The 14651-nt window shown below is 41.9% G+C and carries 9 protein-coding genes; 8 read left to right on the forward strand and 1 reads right to left on the reverse strand.

Going from position 1 to position 14651, the window contains the following annotated elements; all coding sequences use genetic code 11:
* The first annotated feature begins 12 nt into the window (after positions 1-12).
* The 8 genes from ACTNC0_RS06245 to ACTNC0_RS06280 all read left to right on the forward strand — a co-directional run bounded on the left by ACTNC0_RS06245 (position 13) and on the right by ACTNC0_RS06280 (position 12968).
* The gene (locus ACTNC0_RS06245) at positions 13-1377 is read left to right on the forward strand and encodes a D-alanyl-D-alanine carboxypeptidase family protein (RefSeq protein WP_441086722.1); all 1365 of its coding nucleotides are present in this window, start codon (positions 13-15) and stop codon (positions 1375-1377) included.
* 20 nt (positions 1378-1397) lie between these two features.
* Positions 1398-1952, forward strand: a complete 555-nt coding sequence (rfbC, locus tag ACTNC0_RS06250; RefSeq protein WP_441086723.1) for a dTDP-4-dehydrorhamnose 3,5-epimerase — start codon at positions 1398-1400, stop codon at positions 1950-1952.
* A gap of 12 nt (positions 1953-1964) precedes the next feature.
* Positions 1965-2780, forward strand: a complete 816-nt coding sequence (locus tag ACTNC0_RS06255) for an ABC transporter permease (protein ID WP_441086724.1) — start codon at positions 1965-1967, stop codon at positions 2778-2780.
* A gap of 120 nt (positions 2781-2900) precedes the next feature.
* Entirely contained in the window at positions 2901-4175 is a 1275-nt protein-coding gene (locus tag ACTNC0_RS06260; RefSeq protein WP_441086725.1) for an ABC transporter ATP-binding protein, read from the forward strand.
* 98 nt (positions 4176-4273) lie between these two features.
* Positions 4274-6466 (forward strand): class I SAM-dependent methyltransferase, encoded by a 2193-nt coding sequence (locus tag ACTNC0_RS06265; protein WP_441086726.1) that lies wholly within the window; start codon positions 4274-4276, stop codon positions 6464-6466.
* Between the two features lie 2 nt (positions 6467-6468).
* The gene (locus ACTNC0_RS06270; protein WP_441086727.1) at positions 6469-8973 is read left to right on the forward strand and encodes a glycosyltransferase family 2 protein; all 2505 of its coding nucleotides are present in this window, start codon (positions 6469-6471) and stop codon (positions 8971-8973) included.
* Position 8974: 1 nt separating this feature from the next.
* Positions 8975-11419 (forward strand): glycosyltransferase family 2 protein, encoded by a 2445-nt coding sequence (locus ACTNC0_RS06275; RefSeq protein WP_441086728.1) that lies wholly within the window; start codon positions 8975-8977, stop codon positions 11417-11419.
* Between the two features lie 91 nt (positions 11420-11510).
* Positions 11511-12968 carry a hypothetical protein gene (locus ACTNC0_RS06280; protein ID WP_441086729.1) on the forward strand — a complete coding sequence of 486 codons (1458 nt, stop codon included), beginning with the start codon at positions 11511-11513 and terminating at the stop codon, positions 12966-12968.
* A gap of 400 nt (positions 12969-13368) precedes the next feature.
* On the opposite strand, the gene ACTNC0_RS06285 is transcribed toward ACTNC0_RS06280, so the two are convergent.
* Complete coding sequence (locus tag ACTNC0_RS06285) at positions 13369-14649, reverse strand: D-alanyl-D-alanine carboxypeptidase family protein (protein ID WP_441086730.1); 1281 nt, start codon at positions 14647-14649, stop codon at positions 13369-13371.
* Positions 14650-14651: the final 2 nt, after the last annotated feature.

Here is a 14651-nt window from a genome sequence, read left to right on the forward strand (position 1 = left end):
AGAGGATATATTATGAAAAAATGGAAACATTTATGTAAGGCTGCAATTCTCGCAGGTGTGATCGCAATGACATCTGTACAGATCTGTAGTGCTGCGGAGGTAACGACACAGACGGATACAACATCTGAAGCAGGCGTACAGAGTGCTGATGTGGCAACAGCTCCGGCAACTATTTCAACAAATGAAATTTCCGGCTGGCCGACAGGTCCGGAGATCACATCAGAGACAGGCGTGCTGATGGATGCGGACAGCGGAGTCCTTCTGTATAGCAAAGGCGGAGATGAGATTCGTTATCCTGCAAGTATCACGAAGATTATGACGCTGCTGCTTGCTGTGGAGAATTGCTCAATGAAAGAAGATGTGGTCTTCACCGAAACAGGAACACGCGACATCAGCTGGGATTCAGGAAATATCGGAATGCAGGTTGGGGAAGTAATGAGCATGAAAGCATGCCTTTGCGCACTTATTATCCGATCGGCAAATGAGGTTGCAGCTCAGATCGCGGAACATGTAGGCGGTACGGAACAGAATTTTATTGATATGATGAATCAGCGTGCGGCAGAGATTGGATGCACGAATACGCATTTTGCAAATGCAAGCGGTCTTCCGGATCCAAATCATTATTCTACAGCACACGATATGGCACTGATTATGCGGGAAGGTCTTAAGAATAAGAAATTCCGCAAGATCATCGGCATTACAGATTATACGATCAAACCGACAAACATGAACAGCGAGTCAAGGGTGCTGCATACACATCACCCGATGCTTGCACCGGAGAGCAGCTATTATTATGACGGATGCATTGGAGGCAAAACAGGATATACCAGCGAGGCGGGCAATACTCTTGTAACGGCTGTTGAGAAGAATGGAACTACTTATATTGCGGTCACCATGAAGGCGGCAGATCTTGCAATCGCCAGCACAGATTCCACAGCGATGTTTAATTATGGATACCAGAATTTCACAAAGCTTCAGGTAAATGGTGGAGAAGTACTTGTCCCGAATGGCGTGACTGTGGATAACCTGACTGTTAGAGAGGAACTGTCAGATGGAGAAACCATAGATAATTATTATTATGGAGATTATATGGTAGGAAGTGTAACGGTTCCTGAGGCAACACCGACACCAGAGCCGGCGGCAGATACTGTTTCGGAGAATGGAACAGCGGATTCGTCTGATGCCGGCCAGTCAGTGGGAACGGATACGTCCGAAAGTACAGATGAAGAAGTTCAGGAGAGTTCTCAGAATTCAAAAAGTTCTGCAGGGATACCGCAGCTGCGAAAAATACTGCTGGGAATAGGTGCTGCGATGATCCTGCTTCTGATTATTCTTCTGATCGCATTGTCGAAGAAAGAGAAAAAATATTATAGATAAACAGAAAAGAGGAAAACAAAATGGGAAAAATTAAAGTAACAGAATGTGGTGGAATCAAGGGATTAAAAGTAGTAGAGCCTACAGTTTTCGGAGATACCAGAGGATATTTCATGGAAACTTACAACTACAATGACTTTAAAGAAGCGGGAATCGCTGTTGAATTTGTGCAGGACAATCAGTCCAGTTCCCACAAAGGCGTGCTCCGTGGACTTCACTTCCAGATCAATTACCCACAGGATAAACTCGTACGTGTAGTAAATGGAGAAGTATTTGATGTGGCTGTAGACCTTCGTGAGGGTTCCGAAACCTATGGAAAATGGTTTGGCGTTGTACTTTCTGCTGAGAATAAGAAACAGTTCTTCATTCCTAAGGGATTTGCACATGGATTCCTTGTACTTTCTGATCATGCGGAGTTTGTTTACAAATGCTCTGATTTCTATCATCCAAACGATGAAGGCGGACTGATCTGGAATGATCCGGATATCGGAGTAGAATGGCCAATTCCGGAAGGAATGGAATTAAGCTTTTCTGACAAAGATACAAAATGGGGAAGCTTTAAGGATTACCGCAAATAGGAGAACGAGAGATTGGATACGATTTTTTCTTTACCAAAGGATATTTATAAAAACAGACGGCTTGTGGCAAAGCTGGCAAAGAATGATTTTAAGACAAGATATGCAGGTTCTTATCTGGGAATCGTATGGGCATTTATTCAGCCTGTGATCACGATTCTTGTATATTGGTTTGTATTCTCTGTAGGCTTTCGTTCAGGAACCGGAGATCTGGGAGTTCCGTTTGTTCTCTATCTGGTTGCCGGTATCGTGCCATGGTTCTTTTTCCAGGATGCACTGATCGGCGGAACGAACTCTCTGCTGGAATATAATTATCTGGTAAAAAAAGTAGTTTTTAATATCAGTGTGCTCCCGGTGGTCAAGATTATTTCTGCGATGTTTGTACATGCATTCTTTGTATTGTTTACGATTATTCTGTATGCAGCTTACGGGAAGTTTCCGGATCTTTATTATCTGCAGATTATTTATTACAGTGGATGTGTATTCCTTCTGGTGCTTGGATTATCCTATGCTACCAGCGCAATTGTAATCTTTTTCAGGGATCTGACACAGATTATCAATATTGTGCTTCAGGTAGGTGTCTGGCTGACACCAATCATGTGGATCGTTGAGAACACTCCTTTACAGGGACATCCGATTATTATGAAGATTCTGAAATTGAATCCAATGTATTATATTGTTTCCGGATACAGAGACACATTTCTGATGAAGAACTGGTTCTGGGAACATGCAGGCTGGACCATTTATTTCTGGGTGTTTACGATTTTGTGTTTCTTATTCGGAGGATGGGTATTTAAACGTCTGCGCATTCATTTTGCGGATGTTTTGTAATGACCTGAAAATCCGGAATACCTGTCAGCTGATTTGTCTGTAAAAGGCTGTCAGGTGCCCATTTGGTTATAAGTAAGTAACGAAGCGGATGATGATCCGCCTGACCGGAAAGGAAATAATGTGGAGAACAAGAAAGTAATTCAGGTGAAAGATCTCACCAAGATGTATAAATTATATGATAAGCCTTCAGACAGATTGAAAGAAGCGCTTGGGCTTACCAGAAAGAAACTCTATAAAGAGCATTATGCACTTCATGATGTGAATTTTGATATTTATGAGGGCGAATGTGTGGGAATTATCGGAACCAATGGTTCCGGTAAATCAACGATCTTAAAGATCATCACAGGTGTTCTGACTCCTACTTCGGGGGAGGTGAAGGTAGATGGAAGAATTTCTGCCCTGCTGGAGTTAGGTGCCGGATTTAATATGGAATATTCCGGACTTGAGAACGTATATCTGAATGGAACGATGATCGGTTTTTCAAAAGAAGAGATAGATGCCAGACTGGATGATATTCTGGAATTTGCAGATATTGGAGATTTTATTCATCAGCCTGTCAAGACATATTCCAGCGGTATGTTCGTGCGTCTGGCTTTTGCTGTTGCAATCAATATTGATCCTGAGATTCTGGTCGTAGACGAGGCATTATCAGTAGGTGATGTATTCTTCCAGGCAAAGTGTTATCATAAATTTGAAGAATTTAAGAAACAGGGCAAGACGATCCTCTTTGTAAGTCATGACCTCAGTAGTGTTTCAAAATATTGTGATAGAGTTGTGCTTTTGAACAAAGGCGTGAAATTGGATGAAGGTTCACCGAAGCAGATGGTCGATCTTTATAAACAGCTTCTCGTAGGTCAGAGCCCTGTAAAGCAGAATGAATCCGGAAGTGAGGAACAGATTCCGGCGGAGAACAGCGAGGAGTTGGGAGATTTCCAGATGAATCCGAATATGCTGGAATATGGAAGCCGTATCGCAGAGATCACAGATTTCAGAGTAATTGATGACAAGGGAATGTGCTCCAATACGATAGAGAAGGGCAGCGAATTCAAAATCCGCATGAAAGTCCGGTTCAATGAGGATATTCAGGAACCGATCATGGCATATACATTCAAAAACATCCAGGGTACAGAAATCACAGGCACGAATACCATGTATGAGAATGCTAAAGTTGAGCGTTCTGGTAAGGGTGATACATGTACGGTAACATTTACCCAGACGATGAACCTTCAGGGTGGCGAATATCTTTTGTCATTTGGCTGCACCGGATATAAGAATGGAGACTTCACAGTGTTCCACAGACTTTATGATGCATGTAATATTACGGTGATCTCCAGCAAGAATACAGTTGGTTTTTATGACATGGATTCTAAAGTGGAAGTTCGGTGTGGGGAATAGCCTGTAACTTTTTGATGCCGGTGACAGGATATAGGAAAGCGTGTTTGAAACACGTTTCAGGACGATGCAGTGAATAAAAATCAGCGCGAGGAAAATATATGGAAGAAAAAATCGGAAAAGTAATTCTGGATACTACGTGCTATCCGGGAAAGGATTTATATAGTGATGGTGCGATAGAAGATGAAATGCTTGCAATTTCCAGAGATTTTGCACCGGAAGAATTTAACAGAGTGATCAGTGAACGGGAGAGCTGGCCGATTCTTTATCATTTCTCTCATATCAGAGAGAATATTTTAAGCTGGCTTCCATTTACCGGAGAGGAAAAGGTCCTGGAGATCGGTTCCGGATGTGGGGCCGTCACAGGTGCTCTGTGTGAGAAAGCGAAAGAAGTTACCTGTATTGAGCTTTCTATGAAGAGAAGCAAGATCAATGCATACCGACATCAGGATCAGGACAACCTTCGGATTCTTGTGGGAAACTTTCAGGAGATAGAGAAGAATCTGACAGAAAAATATGATTATATTACTCTGATCGGCGTGTTTGAATATGGGGAATCTTATATCCGGAGTGAGAACCCATATGTGGATTTTCTTAAGATCATATCCAGACATCTGAAACCGGATGGAAAGATTATTCTGGCCATCGAGAACAGACTGGGACTGAAATACTGGGCCGGATGTACGGAAGATCATTTCGGAACTCTGTTCGAGGGAATTCAGGGATATCCGAATACAAAAGGTGTCAAAACTTTTTCAAGAAAAGAATTTAACGGGATTTTGCAGGATGCCGGAAACTTAAAGGCAGATTGGTATTATCCATATCCGGACTATAAATTTCCAATGATGATTCATTCAGACAGGCATCTCCCGGCTGGTGGTGAACTGCACATGAAAGATTACAATTTTGACAGACTGCGGCTGGGACTTTTCCAGGAATCCCGGGTCTATGATACACTTCTGAGCAATGATATGTATCCACAGTTTGCCAATTCATTTCTTCTTGTGATCGGAAAAGAACAGCCGGAGATGTCGCCGGTTTATGTGAAATTTTCCAACGAAAGAGATCAGAAGCTGTCCATTTATACGAAGATCGATCAAACAGCAGACGGAAAACTGACTGTAAAGAAAGCGCCTGCACACAAGAAAGCCGTAGAGCATATCAGGAATCTGAGAATCATTTATGAGACTCTGACGGAGATGTATAAAGAAGAGGGAATTGAGGTCAATCAGTGTTCGTTAAAAGATAACTGTGCAGAGCTGGAATACCTGACAGGAATCACACTGGAAGATAAGCTGGATCATCTTCTGGAAGAGGGCAGAACAGAGGAGCTTGAGAAATTATTCTTTACTTATATAGGAAAAGTAAAGAACATTCATGAAAAGAAACCTTTTGTGAAAACGAAAGGCTTTGTCAGGGTGTTTGGAGATGTAAATCTGCGTTCTGATTTGAAATGCGCAGAAATTTCCAACATTGATTTCGTCCCTGCAAACATTATTCTGTCAGATGATAAAGTATCTGTTATTGACTATGAATGGACATTTGCATTCCCTGTGCCATCTCAGTATCTGGTTTACCGCATGATCTTTTATTATCTGGAACTGAATGATAAACGCAGAGTGTTAAGAAACCTGAACTTTTATGAAAAAGCAGGAATTACTCCTGAAGATATAGAAATATATGTTGAAATGGAACACAATTTACAGGCATATATTCTGGGAAAACATACAGCAATGCGGAATATGTATACTCAGATTTCCCCGGGAAGAGCAGAGATTGAGGATTACTACAGAGAGAAGAAGGATGAAACTCTGGAGAATCTTCAGATTTTCTGGGATAACGGAAAGAGTTTTAATGAGACAGATTCTGTAAGATATCTGTTTAAAAACAGGAAAGTTTGTGTGGAATTTAAACTTCCTGAAAATACAAAAATGCTTCGCCTTGATCCGGGAGAACTGGCGAAAGGACTCAAAATCAGCAGGCTTACCTGGGAAGATGGAAATTTTGTTGATTTCCACACAGATGGCTGTGAGGTAGAAAATGGAGAATTTTATTTCGGAGGGGATGATCCGCAGATTATCGTGCCATCTGTTCCTGAAAACAAAAAATCCATGAAGATTGAAATGGAAATTCTGGATGAGAAGAAAACAGAAAAGAAATTCTGGAAGATCTATACAGAACAGAAAAGAGCAGTGGATCAGCTGAGACAGGAACTTGAGCAGAAGAAAGCATTGGTGGATCAGGTAGAACGCAGTAAGGCATGGAAACTGTATCGTACGGTAAAAAGGGTTTAGTTATGGGAAATATACTTTGGAGTGTAGACAAAAGAATATACAGTGATAAAGAAAATCATACTCTGACTATTACCGGCTGGGCCGTAGCCAGAGAACAGAAAATATGTAATTTTTCTCTTTATGGTTCAGGAAAAGAAATTTCTTTTCCTGAACTTTCGCGCTATGAAAGAACAGATGTGGCTGATAATCTAAAAGAAACAAAAGGGATAAAAGAAATAAAAAACGCAGGTTTCACAATAAAGATACCGGAGATTCTGCAGCTTGCACAGGAGCATGAAAGCTTACAGCTTGTACTGCAGGCAGGAAATGAAAAGGAAGTTATCTGGGAAGCATCTGCGCAGGAAATAAAGAAGTTTTGTACAGAAAGTCTTATCGAGTATCATATCGACGAAGAGCAGATCACACAGGGAAATATCCTGACGATCAAAGGATGGGTCGTAAATCAGATGGATTCTGATGATGTATTTGTTCAGAATTCGGATGGAAAAGTCCTGGAATGTACGATCACCAGACAAAGACGGCCGGATGTGGAAGAGGTAAAGGAAATTTCAGAGGCGGAAAAAAGAAATCTCGGTTTTTGTATCACAGTGAATCTGGAGAATATACACAGCCAGAATATCTGCATTTGTTTCCGTGGTCAGGACATACAAAAAATATATAAGATAGATGTAAAGAAGCTAAAGAGAGAAAATACAGGTTTTTATCAGCAGATGAAACTTCTGTCCCTGGAAAACAGACAGAAAAACTGTGCGTATATAAAAGAAAACGGAATTGGAAGATTTTTCCGATATGTGAAAAACTCTCAGCTTAAGGATGGAGAGCAGGAATACGAGGACTGGCTGAAAGACCATGAAGCGTTTAGAAAAGAATTGAAAAGACAGAGAAATGCGATATTTTCTTATATGCCTTTAGTGAGCGTCGTGATCGTTCTGTCAGATACAGATGTAAAATCTCTGAGCAGTGTGATCGATGCATACATGGATCAGACGTACAGTAACTGGCAGCTGTGTCTGGTGGATGTAAATCAGGGAGAAGAAACCGGAGACTTTTTGCGGAAGAAGTACAAAAAAGAAATCCGGTTATCTTATAAAAAAATCACAGAAGATAAAGGCGCTTCTGAGAATCTGAATGCAGCGCTGAAACTCGCAATGGGAGATTATATTTTATTCTCTGATCAGAAAACAGTACCGGCACCGGATGCTCTTTTCTGGATGATCAAGGCAGTTACTGAGAAGAAAGCAGATATGATCTATACAGATGAGGATGAAGTAAGTACAGATGGAAAACATCATTACGATCCGAAATTCAAACCGGATTTTAATCTGTTCCGATTAAGAGAGAATAATTACATCGGGCAGTTCTGGGCAATCCGGAGGGACGTGCTGGAACAAAGCGGGAAGTTTCGTCCGGAATATGACGGGGCTCAGAATTTTGACATGATTTTAAGATGCTGTGAACAGGTAAAAAAAATCGTGCATATTCCAAGAGTCCTCTGCCACTGCATGGAAAATGAAAACGGAGAATCTCACAAACAGCAGAAAGCCTGGGAGGCAGGAAGAAGAGCACTGGAAGATCATTATAACAGAACACAGCTTCCGGCAGTTGCAGAGCCAGCAGATAAAGCAGGATGGTACAGAACTCATCTGGCAATTCAGTCAGAGCCGATGATCTCTATTATTATTCCGAGTAAAGATCATATTAATGATCTGGATTTATGTGTTTCTTCCATAGAAGAAAAAACGACCTGGAAAAATTATGAGATTATCATCGTAGAGAATAACAGTGTAGAGAAGGAGACATTTGTATATTACGAAACGCTGAAAAGCAGATATCCAAATGTCAGGATTCTTACGTGGAAAAAGGAATTCAATTACTCAGCAATCAATAATTTTGCCGTAAGAGAGGCACAGGGAGAATACCTGCTATTCCTCAATAATGATGTTGAGATCATCACGGATTCATGGCTTGAGGAAATGTTACAGTTTTGCCAGCTAAAAGGCGTCGGAATGGTTGGTGCGAAACTGTACTATCCGGATGATACGATTCAGCATGCCGGTGTTGTGATAGGTCTTGGCGGTGTTGCAGCTCATGTTTTATGTAAACTTCCAGGGGATGCAGAAGGATATATGGGACGACTGCGCTGCGTGCAGGAAATGAGCGCAGTTACAGCCGCCTGCATGATGGTAAAGACTTCTGTTTTTAAAGCAGTTGGCGGATTTGATGAAGAATTGAAAGTGGCGTTTAATGACATTGATCTTTGCATGAAAGTAAGAGATAAAGGAGAGAAGATCCTGTTTACGCCGTATGCAGAACTGTATCATTATGAATCCAAGTCCAGGGGAATGGAAGATACACCGGAGAAGCAGTTGCGTTTCTCCAGAGAGGTAAATTGTTTCCGCAGAAAATGGGAAAGAGAACTGTTAAAAGGGGATCCTTATTACAACCCAAATCTGACATTGAATAATACAGACTGCTCTCTGAGAAAACTGGAGAGAAATGGAGATTGATATGCCTAAGGAAATATTTGAAGTAGTAAGAGAGAGATTTCATTTATCTGATAAAAATTTATATATCGTTCAGGGACACTGGCCCAAAGAAGCTTCCATGGAGGTTTATCTGGACAATAAGAAGCTGGAAGTATCTGTAAAAGAAAATAATAATGTAAGTGCGCTGGAGCGTTTCCAGGATCCTGAGAAGATGGAAGGAATGCAGGTAACGGCAGAAATCCGGATACCGGAAGACTTAAACAGTTTTCATAAACTGGTAATCTATGAGAAATTTGCGGATAAAAAAACAGCCTGGTTTTCTGTTACAACGCATGAGCTGGGGAAAAAAAGGGACAGGCCACAGGTTTATTTCGAAGAGGAGAAAGCAGAACAGGGAACTGTACGCATCAGAGGATGGGCGATCGCGCAGAAGCCGGTAATGATCCGGATTTTTGACGCAGATAAGAAGCCGGTTACGGCTGAGATTCAGAGAACAGACAGAGTGGATGTAAACCAGCTGTTTGAAGAAGCCAAAAACCCGGGAAAAACAGGATTCTTTGCTGAGATTACGAATGTTTCCGGAAAATGCCTGTATGTAGTTTTTTATGCCGGAGACAAAAAAACCGTACATGTCGTTCCACTGAGAAAAGCAGATATTCTGGCGAAAAAAATAGACAAATACGTAGAAAAAGGTATTCGTTACTGGAAATCTCAGGGAGCAACGGCTTTAGCTGAGAAAGTAGTCACCAAAATCAAAAATGTACGTCAGGGTCCGCCGGTTTACCAGAAGTGGATCAGGCATCATCTGCCGGACAGGAGTGAGCTTGAGAAACAAAGGAAAACAACGTTTGCATATAATCCGAAGATTTCTTTTGTAGTGCCGCTATATAAAACTCCGGAGAAATATTTGCGAAGGCTGGTCGAATCGCTTCAGGAGCAGACCTATTCAAACTGGGAACTTTGTTTCTCTGACGGAAGTGGTGCACAGTCACCTCTGACAGGTCTGTTAAAAGAGCTGACTGCGAAAGAGAAGAGAATCAAATATGTTTCTCATGAGGAGGCACTTCAGATATCAGAGAATACCAACAGCGCAATAGAACTTGCCACAGGTGATTTTATTGCCTTTGCAGATCACGATGATGAGCTGACACCGAATGCCCTGTTTGAATGTGTTAAGGCCTTGAATGACAAACCGGAAACACTGGTGATCTACACAGATGAAGATAAGATGTCAATGGATGGACATAAATTCTTCCAGCCACATTTTAAACCGGATTACAACCCGGATCTTTTGTGCACGGTAAATTATATCTGCCATCTGTTTGTAGTATCACATAAAGTGATTGAAAAGACAGGTGGGCTCAGAAGCGAGTTTGACGGTGCACAGGATTATGATTTTGTGTTCCGCTGTGTGGAAACAGTAAAACCAGAAGAAATCTGCCATATTCCAAAGATCTTGTATCACTGGCGCTGTCATGAGGATTCTACCGCGGAGAATCCGGAGAGTAAGCTTTATGCTTTTGAGGCAGGAAAACGTGCGGTTCAGGAGCACTATAACAGAATTGGTGTCAAGGCAGAGGTTTTCAAGGGAGAATATCTGGGATTATACAGAACGAAGTTTATCAGAGATTATGATCCTCTGATCTCTGTTATTATTCCAAATAAAGATCACATTGATGATCTGAAAAGATGTATGGATTCAATCGAGAAGAACTCTACTTACAAAAATTATGAATATATTATCGTAGAAAATAACAGCACAGATCCTGCGACCTTTGAGTATTATAAGAAACTGGAGGCAGAGAATCCGAAAGTGCATATGGTATATTGGGATGGAGTCTTTAATTATTCTGCAATCAATAATTACGGAGCATCCTTTGCGAAAGGAGAGTACCTGCTTCTTTTAAATAATGATACAGAGATCATCAATTCAGATTGTCTGGAAGAGCTTCTGGGATATTGTATGCGTGAAGATGTCGGAGCAGTAGGCGCCAGACTTTATTATGAGGATGATACGATTCAGCATGCCGGTGTTGTGATCGGTTTTGGCGGAATCGCAGGCCATTGCTTCGTCCAGCAGAAGAGAGGTACGACAGGATATTGCCACAGAATTATTTGCGCACAGGATTACAGTGCGGTCACAGCTGCCTGCATGATGGTAAAGAAATCTGCTTTTGATGCAGTAGGCGGACTTTCAGAAGAACTGGCAGTTGCATTTAATGATATTGATTTCTGTATGAAACTGAGACAGGCAGGATATCTGATCGTGTATAATCCATATGCGGAGTTATATCATTATGAATCCAAGTCCAGAGGTTTGGAAGATACTCCGGAGAAGGTAGCGCGTTTCAATAAGGAAATCGCTGCTTTTGAGAAAAAATGGCCGGATATTTTAAAAAATGGAGATCCGTATTATAATCCGAATCTTACATTGAAAAGCCAGGACTTTTCTTTAAAAAGAATTTGAGGCAGTACTCAAAAATTGCTGTTCACGTGCCGTTATTCTGAGATGGAAGGGAACAGTAACGCTCAAAAAATAATTGAATGTGAAAGAAGATATGTTAAAGAAAAAGAAAACAGAGATAAATGAAAAGACGATGACACTGGTCTTTGTGCTCCTTGCATTTGTACTTTTGACTGTCTGGGCGATGACGCAGCCATTTGATGCAGGACCGGATGAGCATATGAGATATCTTGTTGCAGATTATATATACAAGTATCATGGAGCACTCCCGCGGGGCGATGATCCGGAAGTCAGAAATAAGGTCTGGGGCATTTCCTATGCGTATTATCCGATCGTGTCATATATGGTTTCTGCGGTATTTATGAGGATAGCCAGACTTTTTACAAATCCGGGATATTCTATGTTTAAGATCGCGCGTATGGCAGATGTATTATTTGTCACAGGAGCGGTATATTTTGTAGTAAAAGCTTCCGGCAAATTATTTCCAAAGGAAAAATATTCTCCGGAGGTCAGATGGATGTTTGCAGCGCTTGCCGGATTTATGCCGCAGGCAATTTTTCTGGGAACTTATGTAAATACAGATTCTCTGGCACTTTTGGCAGCAGCAATGATTCTGTACGCGTGGGCTTCTTATCTTCGGGAGGACTGGACATGGAAGAACTGCATCGTCCTTGCTGTGGGAATGGCAGTTTGTGCGTTATCTTATTACAATGCATATGGCTGGATACTTTGTAGTTTTTTCTTTTTCTGCCTTACAATACTGCTTGGCAGGGAGGAGCCTTTCCCACAGAGAATCCGTTTCCTTTTTAGCCGGGGAATCGTGATTGCAGGAGTAACAATACTGCTTTGCGGCTGGTGGTTTATCCGTAATGCAGTTTTGTATAATGGTGATTTTCTTGGAAGAAGATCCTGCGCGGAATGTGCTGAGAAATATGCGCAGAAGGACTACAGACCATCTCTTTATCCTACACCGGAGAAGCTGAAATGGAGCTGGAAAGACATTATTTTTTATCAGGATCCGGGATGGTATCATAACTGGGCATTGACTGTGTGCGTAAGCTTTATTGGTACATTTGGGCTGATGGAGATTTATATGCCATATGCTGTGAGCAAAATGTACATTGTATTTTTTGCAGTTGGAATATTAAGTGCTTTTCTGACAAGAGGGATATTTAACCTCCGAAAGAAAATGTATATCCGACAGAAGAAAACGGTAGCAGGTGATACCTGGAAGATCAAAGCAAAAGTGACGTCGGGAAAGTGTAATGTAGAGGGAATCTTCCATTGGATGATGATCTTGCTGATCGTTATTCCGGTGATTTTATTTATGGATTATGTGTATTACAATGATAATCAGGCACAGGGAAGATATCTGATGCCAGCGTTATATCCGCTGATGTATTTTGTTACACTGGGCTGGAACAAGATTCTGACTAAGGTAATAAAAAATGAAAAAGTGAGGGGCTGGATATATAAAGCAATCACTGCTTTACTCGTCATTTCACCGTTTGCATGCTGGGCATTTCTTATAGTACCGTTTTATGCGAAATAAAGGATGAAAGTTTATTTGGCGTTCCGTTTCAACAACTTTATCGTGCAGGCACGAATGACTTTTTGACCCTGATATTATAATATATTAGAATAAAAAAGAGACATAAAACAAGGTAGGAGTTATTTTACAAAGAATAAGTTCTGCCTTGTTTTTTATGTCTCTTTTTGGTTACGATTATCTGCACGTTTGCCTGTTTTAACCGAATCAAGTAAGTCCCCTGCTTCAATTGCGAAGAGCAATAAGCAGTGGGTGGGACTTGCTTGTATCAGGAGGGGTACAAGCCCCTTCTGATAAACTGCGGAGCAGTTATTCGGTTATGAGCAAGTAGCGAAAGCGGATTGCGAATATCCGATTGACTTGTAATGACCGGCAGGTTTTGTCAGATAATAAGAATTGTAAATCAGGACCGGATTACTTTGACCAGCAGGAATAAAAAGAATAACAGGAATGCAGCTCCGATCGCACCGATGATATAATACGGTGTTGTTGTATGAGAAGCAGAGTAATTCTGTGCTGCTTCCATATTCTTCTGGCCGGTAACAGCAGCATCATTTGACTGTTGCTCAGTATCTTCAAGGATCGCGGTTCCGACAGGGGTTCCGCCAAAGTAGTACTGGCGTGTGATCTGTCCGTCAGAAGAGGTATCCTCTGTAGTCAGGTTATTTTCTGTTGCACCGTTAGGAGCAATAACAGTACCGCCGGAAAGACGGTTGAAGTCAGTGTCAGCAATCGTTAACGGAGAGAAATTGTCAAATCCGTAATTAAGGAGCGCAATCGCCTCGTCGTCCGTAACACCGGATGCGCCATTTAAGACTACGCAGACAAGCTTCATATTATTCTTGGCTGCCTCGCAGACAAGCGTACTTCCGGAAGCTTCGGTATAGCCTTCTTTTCCACCGATACATGGTTCATAATAACCGTCACTGGCATTATTGATCATGGTAAAACTGTTTGTAAGTACACGTTCACCGCCGGATACGTTGGTTGCTGGGAGTGTATAGGAAGTAGTTGCGGCAATGGTTCTGAAAGTCTCGTTTGCCATGGCTGCCTCCATGATCAGAGCCATGTCATGCGCCGTTGTATGCTGATTTTCATCAGGAAGCCCGGTCGGGTTGGTAAAGACTGTATTGGTACATCCAAGTTCCTGGGCGCGTGTGTTCATTGTCTGTACGAAGGCATCTACAGAACCTCCGACGTGCTCTGCTACCTGCAATGCGATATCATTTGCAGATGCGACCATAATTGCATATAAACATTGCTCCACAGTGAAAACTTCATCAAGCTGTGAGGAAATATTCGCTCCACCATCCGTAACACCGGATACGCCGGTTGCAGTCATAGTTACCTGATCATCCAGACTGCTGTTCTCAAGGGCGACCAGACAGGTCATAACTTTGACTGCGCTGGCAGGATAAAGAGCCTGGTCGGCGTTCTTGGAATAGAGAACTGTATTGGTTGAGGTTTCCATTACAATAGCAGCAGTGGATGAAATATCGGAAGCCTGTGGCCATCCGTCAATACCGTTGGTAGTGACAACAGATGGGTCGGCGGTCTGTGGCTGCGCGGCAGTATCCGTGGCTTGTGCTGTTTCTTCAGCAGCAAAGACCGGAAGCTGGGAACATATAGTGACTGCACTAAGTCCCAGAGCCAGAAGCGCTGCGGTAATTCTTTTTTTCTTCATGG

The organism is Blautia sp. HCP3S3_B11 (assembly GCF_052064435.1).
Taxonomy (GTDB): Bacteria; Bacillota; Clostridia; order Lachnospirales; family Lachnospiraceae; genus Blautia_A.